14 protein-coding genes and 1 riboswitch are annotated in these 18,055 nt (G+C 63.7%); of the genes, 9 read left to right on the top strand and 5 right to left on the bottom strand.

Annotated elements, in window-relative coordinates:
• Positions 1–15: 15 nt before the first annotated feature.
• The 3 genes from FJ973_RS06910 to FJ973_RS06900 form a co-directional block, all read right to left on the bottom strand.
• Positions 16–819, bottom strand: a complete 804-nt coding sequence (locus FJ973_RS06910; protein ID WP_140501525.1) for a potassium channel family protein — start codon at positions 817–819, stop codon at positions 16–18.
• A 67-nt stretch (positions 820–886) separates the two neighbouring features.
• Positions 887–4,414 carry a DNA polymerase III subunit alpha gene (dnaE, locus tag FJ973_RS06905; protein ID WP_140555365.1) on the bottom strand — a complete coding sequence of 1,176 codons (3,528 nt, stop codon included), beginning with the start codon at positions 4,412–4,414 and terminating at the stop codon, positions 887–889.
• A gap of 113 nt (positions 4,415–4,527) precedes the next feature.
• Positions 4,528–6,540, bottom strand: coding sequence for an acetyl/propionyl/methylcrotonyl-CoA carboxylase subunit alpha (locus FJ973_RS06900; RefSeq protein WP_140501521.1), 2,013 nt, complete (start codon positions 6,538–6,540; stop codon positions 4,528–4,530).
• Between the two features lie 203 nt (positions 6,541–6,743).
• On the opposite strand from FJ973_RS06900, the gene FJ973_RS06895 reads away from it, so the two are divergent.
• From FJ973_RS06895 to gcvP, 9 genes are all read left to right on the top strand, one after another.
• A complete protein-coding gene (locus FJ973_RS06895) occupies positions 6,744–7,871 on the top strand; it encodes an S-(hydroxymethyl)glutathione dehydrogenase/class III alcohol dehydrogenase (RefSeq protein WP_140497529.1) in 1,128 nt (375 codons plus the stop codon).
• A gap of 65 nt (positions 7,872–7,936) precedes the next feature.
• A complete protein-coding gene (gene gfa / locus FJ973_RS06890) occupies positions 7,937–8,506 on the top strand; it encodes an S-(hydroxymethyl)glutathione synthase (protein ID WP_140495858.1) in 570 nt (189 codons plus the stop codon).
• A gap of 64 nt (positions 8,507–8,570) precedes the next feature.
• Positions 8,571–9,038, top strand: coding sequence for a YaiI/YqxD family protein (locus FJ973_RS06885; RefSeq protein WP_140495857.1), 468 nt, complete (start codon positions 8,571–8,573; stop codon positions 9,036–9,038).
• A gap of 25 nt (positions 9,039–9,063) precedes the next feature.
• Positions 9,064–9,741, top strand: a complete 678-nt coding sequence (locus tag FJ973_RS06880; RefSeq protein ID WP_140555364.1) for a DUF1345 domain-containing protein — start codon at positions 9,064–9,066, stop codon at positions 9,739–9,741.
• Between the two features lie 116 nt (positions 9,742–9,857).
• Positions 9,858–10,739, top strand: coding sequence for a cytochrome b/b6 domain-containing protein (locus FJ973_RS06875; RefSeq protein ID WP_140555405.1), 882 nt, complete (start codon positions 9,858–9,860; stop codon positions 10,737–10,739).
• A gap of 1 nt (position 10,740) precedes the next feature.
• Positions 10,741–11,532: a molybdopterin-binding protein gene (locus FJ973_RS06870; RefSeq protein ID WP_140517017.1), complete on the top strand. Its 792-nt coding sequence runs from the start codon at positions 10,741–10,743 to the stop codon at positions 11,530–11,532.
• A gap of 103 nt (positions 11,533–11,635) precedes the next feature.
• Positions 11,636–11,722, top strand: a riboswitch (glycine riboswitch).
• Between the two features lie 148 nt (positions 11,723–11,870).
• Entirely contained in the window at positions 11,871–12,968 is a 1,098-nt protein-coding gene (gene gcvT, locus FJ973_RS06865) for a glycine cleavage system aminomethyltransferase GcvT (RefSeq protein ID WP_140555362.1), read from the top strand.
• Between the two features lie 7 nt (positions 12,969–12,975).
• Positions 12,976–13,344, top strand: a complete 369-nt coding sequence (gcvH, locus tag FJ973_RS06860; protein ID WP_140495853.1) for a glycine cleavage system protein GcvH — start codon at positions 12,976–12,978, stop codon at positions 13,342–13,344.
• A 17-nt stretch (positions 13,345–13,361) separates the two neighbouring features.
• A complete protein-coding gene (gene gcvP, locus FJ973_RS06855) occupies positions 13,362–16,172 on the top strand; it encodes an aminomethyl-transferring glycine dehydrogenase (RefSeq protein WP_140555361.1) in 2,811 nt (936 codons plus the stop codon).
• A gap of 9 nt (positions 16,173–16,181) precedes the next feature.
• Here the strand turns inward: gcvP and FJ973_RS06850 are convergent, their stop codons facing one another.
• Both FJ973_RS06850 and FJ973_RS06845 read right to left on the bottom strand, forming a co-directional pair.
• On the bottom strand, positions 16,182–17,357 hold the full coding sequence (locus tag FJ973_RS06850; protein WP_140495851.1) for a diguanylate cyclase: 1,176 nt from the start codon (positions 17,355–17,357) through the stop codon (positions 16,182–16,184).
• A 174-nt stretch (positions 17,358–17,531) separates the two neighbouring features.
• Positions 17,532–18,002: a hypothetical protein gene (locus tag FJ973_RS06845; protein ID WP_140495850.1), complete on the bottom strand. Its 471-nt coding sequence runs from the start codon at positions 18,000–18,002 to the stop codon at positions 17,532–17,534.
• Positions 18,003–18,055 lie beyond the last annotated feature (53 nt).

The following is an 18,055-nucleotide window of genomic DNA, read 5'->3' as shown; positions in this document are numbered from 1 at the left end:
CGCCTCAATCGCCCCTCAATCACCGCTGTCGGGTATGTTGAGGAGGTGGCCGCAGGCCTTGCAGTGAACGGCGTCCGGCTCGTGCCGTTGCAGGCCGCATTGCGGACAGGGAAAGAACACCTTGGCCGGTCGGAAGATCGCCTGCGCCAGCCTGACGAACAGCGATATGCCGATGATCATGGTCACGATCGCCGTCAGTTTCCCCGCCATTCCCGGCAGCACGATGTCGCCGAACCCGGTCGTGGTCACCGTCGCGACGGTGAAGTAAAGCGCGTCGATGTAGCTTTCCAGCCCCGCTCCGCTGCGGAAGAAGAAAGTGTAGACGAAACCGGTGATCACGAAGAGGAACGTCAAGAGATTGATCACCGCGTGGCTCGCTTCGCGCCAGGGCCGCAGGCCCTGCATCTCGAAATGCCGCCAGAGCGAACCGCTGCGCGACAGCGACCACAGCCGCAGAATGCGCAGAAAGCCGAGATTGGCCAGCGCCGTCGGCATCAGCAGCGTCAAAAGGATGAAAATGTCCACCCAGGAGGTCGGCTGCTTCATCAGCCGCAGCATGTCGTTCGAGGCAAGCAGCCTGGCAACCAGGTCGGCGGCGACCAGAGCCGCCACCGCATAGTCGAGCCACAGGAATGAGGCCGACTGCTGGATGACGGGCGTGGCGATGAAGAAGGCAATGATGGCCAGGTCGATGATGACCGCAACCAGCTGAAACCGAAAAGCCGCCGGCGTGCGGCCGTGGTAGAGCTTGCGCAGCGTGTCGCGCAGCCACGCCATTGTGGAACGGTCCTGCAATCCGTCGCTGTCTTTCGTCTTCATGGCAATTGCGGTGACTTGAGCGGCGGATGCCGCCCGGCGGATTGCCACCAGTCCCCGGAAGGGGCGATCACACCAGCTCCACTTCGACCACGCCTGGCACGGCGCGCATCGCCGAGGCGATTTGCGGCGAGACGCGGTAGCCCCCCTGCAGGGCAATCTCCACCTCGCCCTGCGCTTCTTCCTTGATAACGATGATGCTCACCTGACTTTCACCACGCTGGGTAAGCTGCGATTGAATGATCGAGGCAGGCGCATCGTTTCTGACGAAGATGCGCAGTGCCTTCTGGATGCGGCTGGCCTCGTCCTCAAGCGACTGCACTGTCTGGATGCGCAGGTTGACGCCCTCCGGCCTGTCCTCCGCCGCCACGGTGATGACCACGGAGCGGCCCGGCTCCAGCATGTCGCGATACTGCGCCAATCCTTCGGAAAACAGCACCGCCTCATACTGGCCGGACGTGTCCGAGAACTGCACCACGCCCATCTTGTTGCCGGTCCGCGTCTTGCGCTCCTGCTTGGTGGTCACGGTGCCGGCGAGGCGCCCTGCGGTGGCACCGCGCTTGACCGCGGCCGAAAACTCCGCCCAGTTCTGCACCCGCATCTTCTGCAGCGCCGCCTTGTACTCGTCCAGCGGATGGGCGGAGAGATAGAAACCGACCACCTGGAATTCGCGGTGCAGGCGGTCGGCGGCGAGCCACGGTTCCGTCACCGGCAGGTTGAGCGCCTGCGACTGCGCCCCCAGGGATGCGCCGAAAATGTCGGCCTGGCCTGAGACGGCGTTCTGCTGCGCCAGTGACGCCAGCCCCATCATCCGCTCGACGCCAGCCATCATCGCGGCGCGGTCATGGCCGAAACAGTCTAGCGCTCCGGCCATGATCAGGCTTTCGAAGACGCGCTTGCCGACGATTTTCGGATCGACCCTCTCGCAGAAATCGGCCAGGCTCTTGAACGGCTTCTCGCCGCGCATGGCGACGATATGCTCCACCGCCGCGTCGCCGACTCCCTTGAGCGCGGCCATCGAATAGTAGATGCGGTTCTCGCCGACCTCGAAGGGACGAAAGCTTGATATCACCGACGGTGCCACCACCTCGATGCCGAGGCGCAGCGCATCCTGGCGGAAATCCGCGAGCTTGTCGGTGTTTCCCATGTCGAGCGTCATCGACGCCGCCAGGAACTCGACCGGATAATGCGCCTTGAGATAGGCGGTCTGGTACGAGACGACGGCGTATGCGGCCGCGTGCGATTTGTTGAAACCGTAGTCGGCGAACTTGGCTAGCAGGTCGAAGATGAAGTCGGCCTGCGGCTTGGCCACGCCGCGCTCGACCGCGCCCGAGACGAAGCGCTCACGCTGCTTGTCCATCTCGGCGCGGATCTTCTTGCCCATGGCGCGGCGCAAAAGATCGGCTTCGCCCAGCGAATAGCCGGACAATTCCTGCGCGATCTGCATCACCTGTTCCTGGTAGACGATGACGCCTTGCGTCTCCTTCACCAGATGGTCGATCTTGGGATGGATCGACGCCATCTCCTCCTCGCCGTGCTTCCTGGCGTTGTAGGTCGGGATGTTCTCCATCGGCCCCGGCCGGTACAGCGCCACCAGCGCGATGATGTCCTCGATGCAGTCGGGCCGCATGCCGATCAGCGCCTTGCGCATGCCGGCACTTTCCACCTGGAACACGCCGACCACTTCGCCGCGCGACAGCATGGCGTAGGTCTCGGGGTCGTCGAGCGGTATCGTCGCAAGATCGATGTCGATGCCGCGGCGGCGTATCAGCTTCACCGCCGTCTCCAGCACCGTCAGCGTCTTCAGGCCGAGAAAGTCGAACTTCACCAGCCCGGCCTGCTCGACATATTTCATGTTGAACTGGGTGACCGGCATGTCCGAACGAGGATCGCGGTACATCGGCACCAGCTCCGACAGCGGCCGGTCGCCGATGACGATGCCGGCGGCGTGCGTCGACGCATGGCGATAAAGCCCTTCCAGCTTCTGTGCCATGTCGAGCAGCGTCTGGACGATCGGCTCCTTTTCGGCCTCCTCGGCAAAACGCGGCTCGTTGGCGATGGCGTCCGCCAGTTTTACCGGATTGGCCGGGTTCTGCGGCACCATCTTGGACAGCTTGTCGACCTGGCCGTAAGGCATTTGCAGCACGCGACCGACGTCGCGCAGCACGGCGCGGGCTTGCAGCGTTCCAAAGGTGATGATCTGGCCGACCTGGTCGCGTCCATATTTCTGCTGGACATAGCGGATCACCTCTTCGCGGCGGTCCTGGCAGAAGTCGATGTCGAAATCGGGCATCGACACGCGGTCCGGATTGAGGAAGCGCTCGAACAGCAGCGAGAAACGCAGCGGATCGATGTCGGTGATGGTGGTGGAATAGGCGACCAGCGAGCCCGCACCCGAGCCGCGCCCCGGCCCGACTGGAATGCCTTGCGACTTGGCCCATTTGATGAAGTCGGCAACGATCAGGAAGTAGCCTGGGAATTTCATCTTCTCGATGATGCCGAGCTCGAACTCGAGCCTCTCGCGGTATTGCTCGACCGTATAGCCCGGCGTCGGTCCGTGCGCGGCAAGCCGGGCCTCCAGCCCTTCACGCGCCTGGCGGGCAAGTTCGGCGGCCTCGGCCTTCTCGGCTGCGTCCTTGTCCGACGCGTCGCCGCCGGTAAAGCGCGGCAGGATCGGGCTGCGGGTTTTCGGATAGTAGGAGCAGCGCAACGCGATCTCGACCGTGTTGTCGATCGCTTCCGGCAGATCGGCGAACAACGCTGCCATCTCAGCCTGGCTACGCAGGAAGTTATCCGGTGAAAGCCGGCGGCGATTGTCCACGGCGACGACCGAGCCCTCCGCTATGGCGATCAGCGCATCATGCGCGTCATAATCGTCGCGCGAGGAGAAGAACGCCTCGTTGGTGGCGACGAGCGGTAATTCGTGGGCATAGGCGAGATCGATCGTGGAATGTTCTATCAGCCGGTCGTAACCGGAAACTCGTTCCAGTTCGACATAGAGCCGATCGCCGAACAGGGCTTTCAGGGTCGACAGCCGGGTCTCCGCGAGATCGCGTCGATCCTCCTTCAGAGCCGCGCCGATAGGGCCGCGGGGACCGCCGCTGAGGCAGATCAGCCCGTCGGCCTGGCCCTCCAGCATCTCGCTGGTCAGATGCACCGCCTCGCCGGGCGGCGTCTCCAGATAGACGCGGCTTACCAGCCTGACCAGATTGGAATAGCCGGCCTCGGTCGCCGCGATAAGCACGACTGGCCGCATCTCGGGCCCCTGCCGCCGGCGGTCGCGCTGGCCGTCGACGTTCTCGCCGGAAAAGGCGAGCGCGATCTGGCAGCCGATGATCGGCTGGATGCCGTCCTTCACCGCCTTCTGCGCGAATTCGAGCGCGCCGAACAGATTGTTGGTGTCGGTGACCGCGATTGCCGGACACTCGTCCTTGACCGCATGGCCGACGATCTTGCCGAGTTGGAGCGCGCCTTCCAGCAGCGAATAGGCCGAGTGGACGCGAAGATGCACGAAAGGACGCGCCGGCGCTTCTGGCGCCGCCGCCTTCACTGCCGCTTCGCGCAGCAAGGGGTCGCGTGGAAGTCTGTCATCCGCCATGGTTTTTCGCGTTTCCCGAAGGACTTGAGTCGATCAAGATGTATTGTCCGGCACCGGGCGATGCCAGTCCAGCACAAACGAACATCGGCCACAGGCTTCCGCCCGCCCTCGCTTCAGGCGAATTCCATGATCACCGCGTCGACGGCCAGGCTGTCGCCCGGCTTGACGTTGAGTTTCGCCACCACGAGATCGCGCTCGGCGCGCAGCACGTTCTCCATCTTCATCGCCTCGACGACGGCCAGAGTCTCGCCGGCCTTGACCTCCTGGCCTTCGGCGACGGCGATCGAGACGACGAGGCCGGGCATGGGACATAGCAGCAGGTTGGACGTGTCGGGCTCCAGCTTTTCCGGCATCAGCCTTTCCAGCACGGCAATGCGCGGCAGCATGGCGCGCGCCGTCACCGAAAGCCCTTTCCAGGCGATGCGAAGGCCGTTTGGCGCCGGGCGCAGTTGCGCCACCATTTCGTGCCCGCCGACGCTGCCGCGCCAGACCAGTTCGCCCGGCCGCCAGGCCGACGAAACCGTCAGCGGCTTGCCGCCCTCGATGGACAAGTCGACTTCCATCGGAATGGAGATCATGCCCTCCAGGATGGACGCGGACAGATAGTCCTTGCCAATCTTCACCACCCAGTGACGCTTGAGTGCCCCCGAATGCGGCGCCAAGCGCCCGCCCAGCCGGTCGAGCCGGTCGCGGCGCAGCAATTCGACCACGGTGGCGACCGCCGCCAACACGGCCTTGTCGTCATGGTCGGGCAGGATCGGCGCAAAGCCGTCGGGATATTCCTCTGCGATGAATCCGGTCGAAATCCGCCCTTCCCGCCAGCGCGGATGCTGCATGAGCGCCGCCAGAAAAGGGATGTTGTGCTCGATGCCGTCGACGACAAAACTGTCCAACGCTTCGGACATCGCGTCGATTGCCTCCAGCCGGGTCGGCGCCCAGGTGCACAGCTTGGCAATCATCGGGTCGTAGAACATCGAAATCTCCGATCCCTCGGTGACGCCGGTGTCGTTGCGGATGACGACGTCGCCGACTTGCCCTTCCTGCGGCGGTCGATAGCGCGTCAGGCGGCCGATCGACGGCAGGAAGTTGCGATACGGATCCTCGGCATAGAGCCGGCTCTCCACCGCCCAGCCATTCAGTTTCACGTCGCTTTGCTTCAAGGCGAGCTTCTCGCCGGCGGCCACACGGATCATCTGCTCGACCAGATCGATACCGGTGACAAGCTCGGTCACCGGATGCTCGACCTGCAATCGTGTATTCATTTCAAGGAAATAGAAGTTTTTCTCAGCGTCGACGATGAATTCCACCGTGCCGGCGCTCTGGTAGTCGACGGCCCTGGCCAGCGCCACCGACTGCTCGCCCATGGCCTTGCGCGTCCTGGCATCGAGGAAAGGCGATGGCGCCTCCTCGGCCACCTTCTGGTTGCGGCGCTGGATCGAGCATTCGCGCTCGCCGAGATAGAGCGCGTTGCCATGCGCGTCGGCCAGCACCTGGATCTCGATGTGGCGTGGATCGACGATGAACTTCTCGATGAAGACGCGGTCGTCGCCGAACGAGCTCTTGGCCTCTGAGCGCGCGCGGTCGAAGCCGTCGCGCACCTCGGCCTGGTTCCAGGCGATGCGCATGCCCTTGCCGCCGCCACCGGCCGAGGCCTTGATCATCACGGGATAGCCGATCTCTCCGGCGATCTTCTCCGCGTGGTCGGCGTTCTCGATGACGCCGAGCCAGCCGGGAACCGTCGAAACATTGGCGGCGTTGGCGAATTTCTTCGATTCGATTTTGTCGCCCATCGCCTTGATGGCCTTCGGCTTCGGCCCGATGAAGACGATGCCGTCCTTCTCCAGCGCCTCGCAGAATGATGCACGCTCGGACAGGAAGCCATAGCCGGGATGCACGGCCTGAGCGCCGGTCGCCTTGCACGCCGCGATGATTTTCTCGGGCACGAGATAGCTCTGCGCGGCTGGCGACGGTCCGATATGCACCGCCTCGTCGGCCATCTCGACATGCACGGCATCGCGATCGGCGTCGGAATAGACAGCGACCGTGGCGATGCCCATCTTGCGCGCGGTCTTGATGACGCGACAGGCGATCTCGCCACGGTTGGCGATCAGGATTTTGGTGAACATGCGGGCAAATTCCCCTCCGGCGGACGGTCCAGTTCTATGGATTATGTCGCCATGTCTCAAGTACCGTGTGCGTGGGCGCGAACGCCTGCGGTCAAGGGTATGCTACCTGCGTCAAGAAAGCCGATATTTCGTCTCATCTGGCGGTTGATGAGCAGGCCAAAACCTGAAAGCCTGAGCGCAAAATTGCGTTGGAGGATTGCCAGATGAAAACCCGCGCCGCTGTTGCCGTTGCTGCCGGAAAGCCGCTTGAGATCATGGAGGTCGACCTCGACGGCCCGCGCGAGGGCGAGGTGCTGGTCGAGATCAAGGCGACCGGCATCTGCCACACCGACGAGTTCACGCTGTCGGGCGCCGATCCCGAGGGCCTGTTTCCCGCCATTCTCGGCCATGAGGGCGCCGGCGTGGTGGTCGATGTCGGCAAGGGCGTCACCTCGGTCAAAAAGGGCGACCATGTGATCCCGCTCTATACGCCCGAATGCCGGCAGTGCCCGTCGTGTTTGTCGCGGAAGACCAATCTGTGCACCGCCATCCGCGCCACGCAGGGCCAGGGCCTGATGCCGGACGGCACCTCGCGCTTCTCGATCGGGGGCGAAAAATTGTTTCACTATATGGGCTGCTCGACCTTCTCCAACTTTACGGTGCTGCCGGAGATCGCCGTGGCCAAGGTCAATCCCGACGCGCCCTTCGACAAGATCTGCTACATCGGCTGCGGGGTGACCACCGGCGTAGGCGCGGTCATCAACACCGCCAAGGTCGAGCAAGGCGCGACCGCGGTGGTCTTCGGCCTCGGCGGCATCGGCCTCAACGTCATCCAGGGCCTGAAACTTGCCGGCGCCGACATGATCATCGGCGTCGATCTCAACAACGACAGACGAGCCTGGGGCGAGCGCTTCGGCATGACGCATTTCGTCAATCCGAAGGAGATCGACGGCGACATCGTTCCCCATCTCGTCAACATGACCAAGCGCGGCGCCGACCAGATCGGCGGCGCCGACTACACGTTCGACTGCACCGGCAACACCAAGGTGATGCGCCAGGCGCTGGAGGCTTCGCATCGCGGCTGGGGCAAGTCGGTGGTCATCGGCGTGGCGGGCGCCGGCCAGGAGATATCGACGCGGCCCTTCCAGCTGGTCACCGGGCGGACCTGGATGGGCACCGCCTTCGGCGGCGCGCGCGGCCGCACCGACGTGCCCAGGATCGTCGACTGGTACATGGACGGCAAGATCGAGATCGATCCGATGATCACCCACACGCTGAAGCTCGAGGACATCAACAAGGGTTTCGACCTCATGCATGAGGGCAAGTCGATCAGGAGTGTCGTGGTTTACTGAGGGCGGCCCCACGCCGCGGGCAACGGGCCCGCGACCTCTGTGGTCAAAAATGGGAGGAGAAAAGCATGGCGGAAAAACTGCATCCGAAAATCGACAATGGTCTGCCCAGGGAGAGTGCGAGCTTTATCGGCGGCACGCTGGTCTGCGCCTGTACCAGCAATCCGGTCAAGGTGAAGGTCAAGGGCCAGATCGCCCACAACCACGCCTGCGGCTGCACCAAATGCTGGAAGCCCGAAGGGGCGGTGTTCTCGGTGGTGGCCGTAGCCGGCACCGGCGACGTCACCGTCACCGAGAACGGCGACAAGCTGAAGGTGGTGGACCCGAGCGCGTTGATCCAGCGCCATGCCTGCACCGGCTGCGGCGTCCACATGCATGGACCCGTCGAGCGCGACCATCCGTTCAAGGGCCTGTCCTTCATCCATCCCGAGCGCTTCGAGGAGGATGGCTGGTCGCCGCCGGGCTTTACCGCCTTTGTCTCCTCGATCATCGAATCCGGTGTCGACCCGAGCCGCATGGACAGCATTCGCGGCCAACTGAAATCGATCGGCCTCGAACCTTATGACTGCCTCAACCCCGGCCTGATGGACTATATCGCCACCTGGACCGCCAAGAGGTCGGGAGCGCTTCCGGCCTGACGACCATGAGATTTGAGGCATGGGGCCGGACGGGTTGCCGGCCCCATGCTCATTTGGAGAGACAATGCCCGCACCCGCCATCCTCGTCGACGCAGACGCTTGCCCGGTCAAAGCCGAAGTCGAAAAAGTTGCCGAGCGCCACGGCGTCGTCGTCACCTATGTTTCCAATGGCGGCCTGCGCCCCTCCCGCGACCCCATGATCCGCAATGTCGTCGTGTCCAAGGGTGCCGACGCCGCCGACGACTGGATCGTGGAAAACGCAAAACCCAACGACATCGTGGTGACCGCGGACATTCCACTGGCCGCACGCACGGTGGCGCTCGGGGCCCATGTATTGGGGCCGACCGGACGTCCATTCACGCCGGAAACGATCGGCATGGCGGTGGCAATGCGCGACTTGAAGCAGCATCTGCGCGAGACCGGCGAAAGCAAGGGCTACAATGCGAGCTTCGCACCGCAAGACCGCTCACGGTTTCTCGGCGAACTCGACCGCATCTTGCGGCGCGCTCTAAAATCCGCCACACCGCAGTAGAAGCCCAGCGCCATTCGGAACCATCATGGCCGCCGAAATCCCCTCCAGCACGCCCATGCACCGGCACATGCTGTTCGCGGTGTCGGCTTGTGTCGGCGTCTTTGCGCTTCTGCTGGCGTTGCTGCTTCACGCGCCGCTCGCTTATTCGATCGGCGCCAACGCCTTTTTTGCCGCCTATGTCACGCTGGTGGTCGCCCAGATGCCCAAATTCACCGGCATCTATCTCAGCAAGAATGCGCGGGCCGCCGATCAGCCCGTGCTGGTCATCTTCGCCGTAACGCTGGTCGTCGTTGGCGTTGCCATCACAGCACTGTTCCAGTTGATCAACCAGAAAGGCAGTTCGAACGCGATGGAGCTCGGCTTCGCGCTGCTATCGATTCCCCTCGGCTGGTTCACCATCCACGCCATGGCGGCATTGCACTATGCGCATGTGTACTGGATGGACGGCGACCTGGTCGATGCCGGAACCAAGAAGAAAATCCCGGTCGGCGGCTTGCTGTTCCCCGGCGACAAACGGCCGGAAGGCTGGGATTTTCTGTACTTCTCGACGGTCATCGGCATGACGGCGCAGACCGCCGACACCAACATCTCGACAACCCACATGCGCCGCGTCGTGCTTGTTCATTCGATCCTGTCGTTCTTCTTCAACACGGTCATCGTCGCCGCCGCCGTCAATCTCGCCGTCAGCCTGGGCGGCCCTTGAGCTTCGATCTGATATTTTCGTGATCGATGAAACATCGGCTTGGCTGGCGACGTATCAGGAGGAGAATGATGCAGACAGCGGCCGCGCCGGATGGAACGGCCAGGAAGCGAGACCAGATGGAATCGGTTGCCATGAACCAACCCGCCGCCAGCGCGGACAGTGACGCTACGAAGGCCACGACATTGATCTACCGGCAATCGGCCTGGACGCGGCTGACGCACTGGCTGTGGGCCATCTCGCTCTTCTTCATGCTGCTTTCCGGCCTCCAGATCTTCAACGCCCGCCCGCAGCTCTATCTCGGCAAGCAGTCCGGCTTCGACTACAACAACACCGTCTTCGCTATCGGCGCCGAGAACACGAATGCCGGGCCGCGCGGCTATACCGAAATCCTCGGACACCGCTTCGACACGACCGGCGTGCTCGGCTGGTCTGGGCCGGCAGGACAAGAGACGCCCCGCGCCTTCCCGTCCTGGGCGACGATCCCGTCATACTACGACCTCGGCACGGCACGCGTCGTGCATTTCTTCTTCGCCTGGGTACTGACGACGACGCTGCTTGTGTGGCTGGTCGCCAGCCTGGTCAACGGCCACATCAGACGTGACCTCGCCCCTCGCCTGGACGATCTCAGGCGCCTACCGCAAGATATCGCCAATCACGCCAGGCTGAAATTCCACCACACGCGCGAATACAACACGCTGCAGAAAATGGCCTATGGCGGCGTGCTGTTCGTGCTGTTGCCGCTGATGATCCTCACGGGGCTCGCAATGTCGCCAAGCATGAATTCGGTGCTGCCGTTCCTCAACGACCTGCTCGGCGGCCGGCAGACGGCGCGCACCATCCATTTCACCGTCATGGTGCTGCTGGTCGCCTTCTTCATCATCCATATTCTGATGATCGTCGCCGCCGGCCCGATCAACGAACTGCGCTCGATCGTCACTGGATGGTATCGGACCGATCCGCCGGCCCATGACGCAAAATCCTCCGAAAGGAGCGCCTGACATGGCAAAATTCGAGATCAACCGCAGGAAATTCCTGACCGCGGCCAGCCTTGGCCTTTCCGGCATCACGCTTTCCGGCTGCGATGCTTTCGACAGCCAGCTCGGCGTGGGCGACGGCCTGCGCAGCTTCCTCGAAAACGCCAACGATCTCACACACCGCGCGCAACGTCTGCTCGCGGGCCGTGATTCGCTGGCGCCGGAATTTACTGAAGCCGATATCCGTCAGCCGATGCGCCCCAACGGGGTGACGTCACCCGACGACGATACCTACAAGACCCTGCTCGCCAACAACTTCGCCGACTGGCGGCTGGAGGTCTCGGGCCTGGTCGAAAAGCCGCTGTCGCTGACCCGCGAGCAGCTCATGAACATGCCGAGCCGAACGCAGATCACCCGCCATGATTGTGTCGAAGGCTGGAGCTGCATCGCCAAATGGACCGGCACGCCGCTGTCGCTGGTCCTCGACCAGGCGGTGGTCAAACCCGAGGCGCGCTACGTCATGTTCCATTGCCTGGACACGATCGACCGCAGCCTCTCGGGCGACATCAAATATTACGGCAGCATCGACCTCATCGACGCCCGCCACCCGCAGACGATCCTGGCCTACGGCGTCAACGGCAAGCCGCTGCCGGTCGAGAACGGCGCGCCGCTGCGTGTCCGGGTCGAGCGCCAGCTCGGCTACAAGATGCCGAAATATCTCTACAAGATCGAGCTGGTCGACGGCTTCGCCGCCTTAGGAGGCGGACGGGGCGGTTATTGGGAAGACAATGGCTACGACTGGTATGGCGGGATCTGATCGCAATCGGCACGATGCCGCCATTTTATTTTGCACGTCGCATGCAGGTGACAATCCGTCGTTGACGGGCTATGGATGACGAGTCGAGGGCTTTTGCGAGCCCTACCTGTTTGCGGGAGAGAGCAGCGAGAGCTGTCGCCGAAGGGGAAATCGCCCGAAATCTCTCAGGCAAAAGAACCGTAGACGGGAAAGACACTCTGGAAAGTCGGGGCCTGCCCCCGCGCCGAAGGTGTAAGCGCTGCCGACAGAGTTACGGGGCGCGAGTCTCTCAGGCTTCAGACAGAGGGGCACGGACTGGTCGCCATTCGCGACCGATTGCGTGCGACTCTGGAGAACACATGACGGGCGACACCAAACACCTTCCTCTCGAAGACATCCACGCAGCTGCCGGTGCGCGCTTTGGCGCCTTTGTCGGCTGGTCGATGCCGCTGACCTACCCGGCCGGCGTCATGAAGGAGCATCTTCACACCCGCGAACATGCGGGCCTGTTCGACATCTCGCACATGAAACTGTTCAAGGTCATCGGGCCGGGCGCGATTCCCCTGCTCAACCTTGCCTGTCCGCTCGATGCGGGCGCGCTCGAAATCTCACAGTCGAAGCTGACATTTTTCCTGAACGAGGCCGCGGGGATCCTGGACGATCTGATCGTCACCCGGCTGGGCGATACCAACTTCATGGTCGTCGCGAATGCCGGCAACGCGATCGCCGACGAGAAGCATTTGCGCGAGCTTGCGACCGGCTTCGATGTCAAGGTCGAACCGCTCGACCGGGTCTTCCTCGCCATCCAGGGTCCCGAGGCCTGGGCGGCACTTTCGCGCGCCGGTATCGAGACCGGGTCGCTGCTGTTCATGCATGGCATCGAACCGCGAAAGAACTGGTTCATGAGCCGGTCCGGCTACACCGGCGAGGACGGGTTTGAGATCGGCCTGCCTGAGGCAGACGCGCGCGGTCTCGTGGCGAAGCTGCTCGAAGACGAGCGCGTGCTGTGGATCGGCCTTGCCGCCCGTGACAGCCTGCGGCTGGAAGCCGGCCTCTGCCTGCACGGCCAGGACATCACCGCGCAAACCGATCCGGCAAGCGCGGCGCTGATGTGGGCCATCCCGAAGGACATCCGCGCGAACGGCACGTTTATTGGCGCCGACGCGCTGCGCACCGCCGTCGAGCGCGGCTCCGCTCAGAAGCGCGTCGGCCTGAGGCCGGATGCCCGCCAGCCGGTGCGCGCCGGCGCCACGCTCTTTGACGCCGACGGCAATCCCGCCGGCCACGTAACCTCGGGCGGTTTCGGCCCGTCTGCCGGCCATCCCGTCGCCATGGGTTATGTCCCGACGCCCTTGGCGAAACCCGGAACTCGGGTTTTCGCCGACGTGCGCGGAACGAAGATTCCCGTCGACGTTTCTTCCCTGCCCTTCCTCCCGCATCGCTACCGCAAAGGATAATTTTCAGATGGCAAAGACCTATTTCACCGCCGATCACGAGTGGCTCAGCGTCGAGGGCGGCATCGCCACCGTCGGCATCACCGACTACGCGCAGGAGCAGCTGGGCGACCTCGTCTTCGTCGAACTGCCCGAAACAGGCAAGAAGCTCGCCAAGGGCGACACCGCCGTCGTGGTCGAATCCGTCAAGGCGGCCTCCGACGTCTACGCGCCGGTCGACGGCGAGATCACCGAGGCCAACGCAACGCTGTCGTCCGATCCGTCGCTGGTCAATTCGGCGGCGACCGGCGCCGGGTGGCTATGGAAAATGAAGCTTGCCGACGAAAGCCAGCTCGCCAGCCTCATGGATGAGGCCGCCTACAAAGCCCATATCGGCTGAAATCAGGACGCATTGACATGACCGCAGCACCCTACCCCTTCTCGGCCCGCCATATCGGACCCGGCATTGCCGATGTGAGAGCCATGCTGGCCGTCATCGGCGTGCCCTCGGTCGAGACGCTGATCAGCCAGGCTGTGCCGAGATCGATCCGCCTCGACCAGCCGCTGTCCCTGCCCGCGCCGGCCAGCGAAGCCGAAGCGCTGGCCGAATTGTCGGCGACCATGGCCCGGAACACGGTGCTGAAGAGCTTCATCGGCGCCGGATATCACGGCGTGCACGTGCCGCCGGTCGTCCAGCGCAACCTGTTCGAGAACCCGGCCTGGTACACGGCCTATACGCCCTACCAGGCGGAGATCAGCCAGGGCCGCCTGGAAATGCTGTTCAATTTCCAGACCTTGGTTGCGGAATTGACCGGCCTGCCTGTGGCGTCGGCTTCGTTGCTCGACGAAGCGACAGCGGTCGCCGAAGCGATCGGTATCGCATTGCGCCATCACCGCGACAAGCGCACCAAGGTGGCTCTCGCCGGCACGCCGCACCCGCAGACGCTGGATGTGGCGCGCACCCGCGCCGAGCCGCTCGGCATCGAGATCGACGGCGAGACGATCGACGACAACACAGCCGCCCTGCTCGTCTCCTGGCCGGACACTTTCGGCGTCTATGGTGATCACAAGGCGGCCATCGACAAGGCGCGCGCGGCCGGCGCTCTGGTCGTCTTCATCGCTGACCCGCTCGGCCTGACACTGACCGACACGCCGGCAAGGCTCGGCGCCGACATTGCCGTCGGTCCGATGCAGCGCTTTGGCGTGCCGATGGGCTTTGGAGGCCCGCATGCCGCCTACTGCGCCGTTGCCGACAAATTGACCCGGCTGATGCCCGGCCGCCTGGTCGGCCAGTCGACCGACAGCAAGGGCCGTCCAGGCTACAGGCTTGCCCTACAGACGCGCGAGCAGCACATCCGCCGCGACAAGGCGACGTCCAACATCTGCACCGCGCAGGCGCTGCTTGCCAACATGGCGACAGCCTACGCGATCTGGCACGGCCCCGCCGGCCTTCAGGCAATCGCCGGGCGCATCCACGCGCTGGCCAGCCGCCTGGCAGCCGGGCTCAAGGCGGCAGGCTTGCCGGTGATCGGCACGAGCCGCTTCGACACGGTGACGGTGGAGACGAAGGGAAAGGCCGCGCAGATCGCCGCCGCCGCCGAAAAGGGCGGCCGGCTTCTGCGCGTCATCGACGCCGACCGTGTCGGCATCGCCTTCGACGAGACCTCTGACGAAGCCGACCTGCAAGCCATTGCCGCCTTGTTTGGGGCCAAGCCGAGCGCGGAGGCCGCCGCCGCCATGCCCGGCAAGCCACGCGGCAAGGAGTTTCTTACCCAACCCGTCTTCCACGAGAACAAGTCGGAAACCGAGATGATGCGCTTCCTGCGCCGGCTGGCCGACAAGGACCTGGCCCTCGACCGCGCGATGATCCCGCTGGGGTCCTGCACCATGAAGCTCAATGCCGCGGCCGAGATGATGCCTGTGAGTTGGCCTGAAATCGCCAACATGCATCCCTTCGCGCCGGCCGCGCACTCGGCAGGCTACCGCGCCATGATCGACGATCTGGAAGGCTGGCTTTCGGAGATTACCGGCTTCGATGCGGTAAGCCTGCAGCCCAACGCCGGCAGCCAGGGCGAATATGCCGGATTGCTGGCCATCCGCGCCTATCACCGCTCGCGCGGCGAGGGCCATCGCACGGTCTGTCTGATCCCGTCCTCCGCGCACGGCACCAATCCGGCGAGCGCGGCGATGGCCGGCATGAGCGTGGTCGTCGTTCGCTGCCTGGAGGACGGCAATATCGACATGGACGACATGAGGGCCAAGGCCAACGAGCATTCCAGGAATCTCGCGGCGCTGATGTTCACCTATCCCTCGACGCATGGCGTCTATGAAGAGGGCGCGCGACATCTCTGCGCCCTCATCCATGAGCATGGCGGCCAGGTCTATTTCGACGGCGCCAACCTCAACGCCCTGGTCGGCCTCGCCCGCCCGGGCGACATCGGCGCCGACGTCTGCCACATGAACCTGCACAAGACCTTCTGCATCCCCCATGGCGGCGGCGGCCCGGGTGTCGGCCCGATCGGCGTCAGGGCGCATCTGAAGCCCTATCTGCCGGGCCATGTCACCGAAGGCTCCGCGCATGCCGTGGCCGCCGCACCTTTCGGGAGTGCCTCCATCCTGCCCATCACCTGGATGTACATCCGCATGATGGGCGCTTCCGGCCTGAAGCAGGCGACCGAGACGGCGATCGTTTCGGCCAACTACGTCGCGACGCGGCTCGCCCCACACTTCCCGCTCCTTTACAAGGGCAGGAGCGACCGCGTTGCCCATGAGTGCATCCTCGACACCCGCGTGCTCAAGGAGAGCGCCGGCATCAGTGTCGAGGACATCGCCAAACGGTTGATCGACTACGGTTTCCATGCGCCGACCATGTCGTTCCCGGTCGCCGGCACGCTGATGGTGGAGCCGACCGAATCCGAGCCCAAGCGCGAGCTCGACCGCTTCTGCGAGGCGATGATCGCCATCGCGGGCGAAGCGGCCAAGGTTGCGAGGGGCGAGTGGCCCCTGGCCGACAATCCGCTGGTCAATGCGCCGCACACCGCCGCGGAGGCGCTGGCCGGCCAGTGGGGCCATCCCTATTCGCGCCTGGAAGCGGCCTACCCCGCTGGAGACGCCGACATGGCGGCGAAATACTGGCCGCCGGTATCGCGCATCGACAATGTCGCCGGCGACCGCAACCTGGTCTGTTCATGCCCGCCGCTATCGGACTATTTGGGCGCGGCCGAATAGTCTCGCAAACTATGCTGAGCGCAAGGCCGGCTTGATCGGCTCGGCCTTGCCCATCCTTTTGTGGCTGACGACGCAATTGCGGCCCGCGCGCTTGGCGGCATAGAGCGCTGCGTCCGCCTCGGCCAGCACCTCGCCGAGGCTGTTGCCGTTGGCGCCGCCAAAGCCGATGCCTCCGCTGACAGTGCTGCGCAAGGGACCGTGGGAGGTCGCAACGATCTCGGTGCCGAAGGCGACGCCGATCTTGCTTGCGAGCTCGTAAGCCCTCTCTTCGGTCACCCGGGACATGACGATCGCGAATTCCTCGCCGCCGAGACGAAAGGCGTCGACGCCAGTTCTGGCATATTTTCTGATGACTGCGGCGAAGCGGCACAGAACCTGATCCCCCACCGGGTGACCATAGATGTCGTTCGTCTTCTTGAAATGATCGAGGTCGAACATGACGACAGCCATGAACGGACCGAAGGCCCGTTCGCCATGGAGCGACATCAATCCCCGGCGGTTCATCAGCCCGGTCAACGGATCGGTCATCGTCTCGGCCTTCAGCTCGATCTGCGCCTGCAGGTGATGCAGGGAAAGCGTCAATGCGCCGAGACCGGTCATGCAGGCCACGGCCACGACCGAATTCAGGCGTTCGGCCCAGTTATCGGGGGCTGCCCCGAGCGTCCATTGCCCCTTGGCCACCAGGACGACCGCGCAAAGTGCAAACGACACCGCACAGGTGCCGCCTAGGAACGAAACCACCAGCAGGATTTTGCGATCATGACTGCCGTTGAGCCAGAACATGGTTCCGATCGCCGAGAGCAGCACAGTCACCGTTACATAGGTAACGATGAAGCCTACCCCGTCGAGACCGAGGGAAGTCACCGCCGCGCAGATCGTCATGGCGGCCAATGTCGGCAAAATGGCACGCCGGTAATCCGGCACGCCGAGATACTGCATGGCCGAGAGGCAGATGACCAGGAAACCGAGGCTGAGCAATGCAAGCGCGACCTGGCAAAGCAGCGGATCAGGCTCCTTCGTGTATCGCCAGAACAGGATGACATGCACAACGAGCACGAGAATGCCGCACCCCACCGTCAGCACGAAGCTGGCCCGGGGCGCGGCGAACCAGATCGCGAACATGGTGATGCTGAGGCAGATGCCCGACAGCGCGGCTGCGAGCAGGAGCGAACTGAAATCCAGCATATTGGGCGGGGGTTCCCTGAGCGTCGGCCTTACCGCTGCATTCTAGGTCAGCGACAGCCATCAGACATGATTTTCAACTGATCTTTCGGCTGAGACCTTCGGATAGGGTTTACAAAGCGTCGACGCCGAGTGTCCCAAAATCGTCCTCGCGACATCATGGCCACCAGACAGCCGTCAGCCCTTGTTCAGGAGGGCAAGATTGGCATCGACGACCGTGGGGTCGGCCATGCCGGCCTTGGCTTCGAGCAGCAGCGCCCTTGCCTTTTTCCTGTTGCCGCGCAGCAATTGCGAATAGCCCATATTGTTGACGATCTGCGGCTTGCGCCCGGCGATCTTGAGCAACTGGTCGTAGGCACGATCGGCGAAGTCGAAACGGCCGAGTTCGTCATAGGAAGCGGCGAGCCCCATCCAGGCTTCCGCATTGTCGGCCTTCAACTCGACGGCCTTGCGGAAACGCTGTTCGGCAAGGCCGTAATTCGCGTCGCGAAACTGCGCCTTGCCTTCCGCCAGATCGGATGTGCCGACGTCCTTCGCGGCCGGTTGAATGGCGGTGGTTTTGGTGGTGTCGACGCCACTCGTCGTACAACCAGACATCATCAAGACGGCCGCCATCGCGGCCATTGCCGTTAAATTGCTGTGACGCATGCCCCTGCCCCATCGCCCGGTTTTTTGCCGGGTCGTTCTTCAGGAAACACACT

This window comes from Mesorhizobium sp. B2-1-3 (assembly GCF_006442495.1).
Lineage (GTDB): Bacteria > Pseudomonadota > Alphaproteobacteria > Rhizobiales > Rhizobiaceae > Mesorhizobium.
Note: the sequence above shows the minus strand (reverse complement) of the source record. Positions and strands in the feature narration are given on the sequence as shown.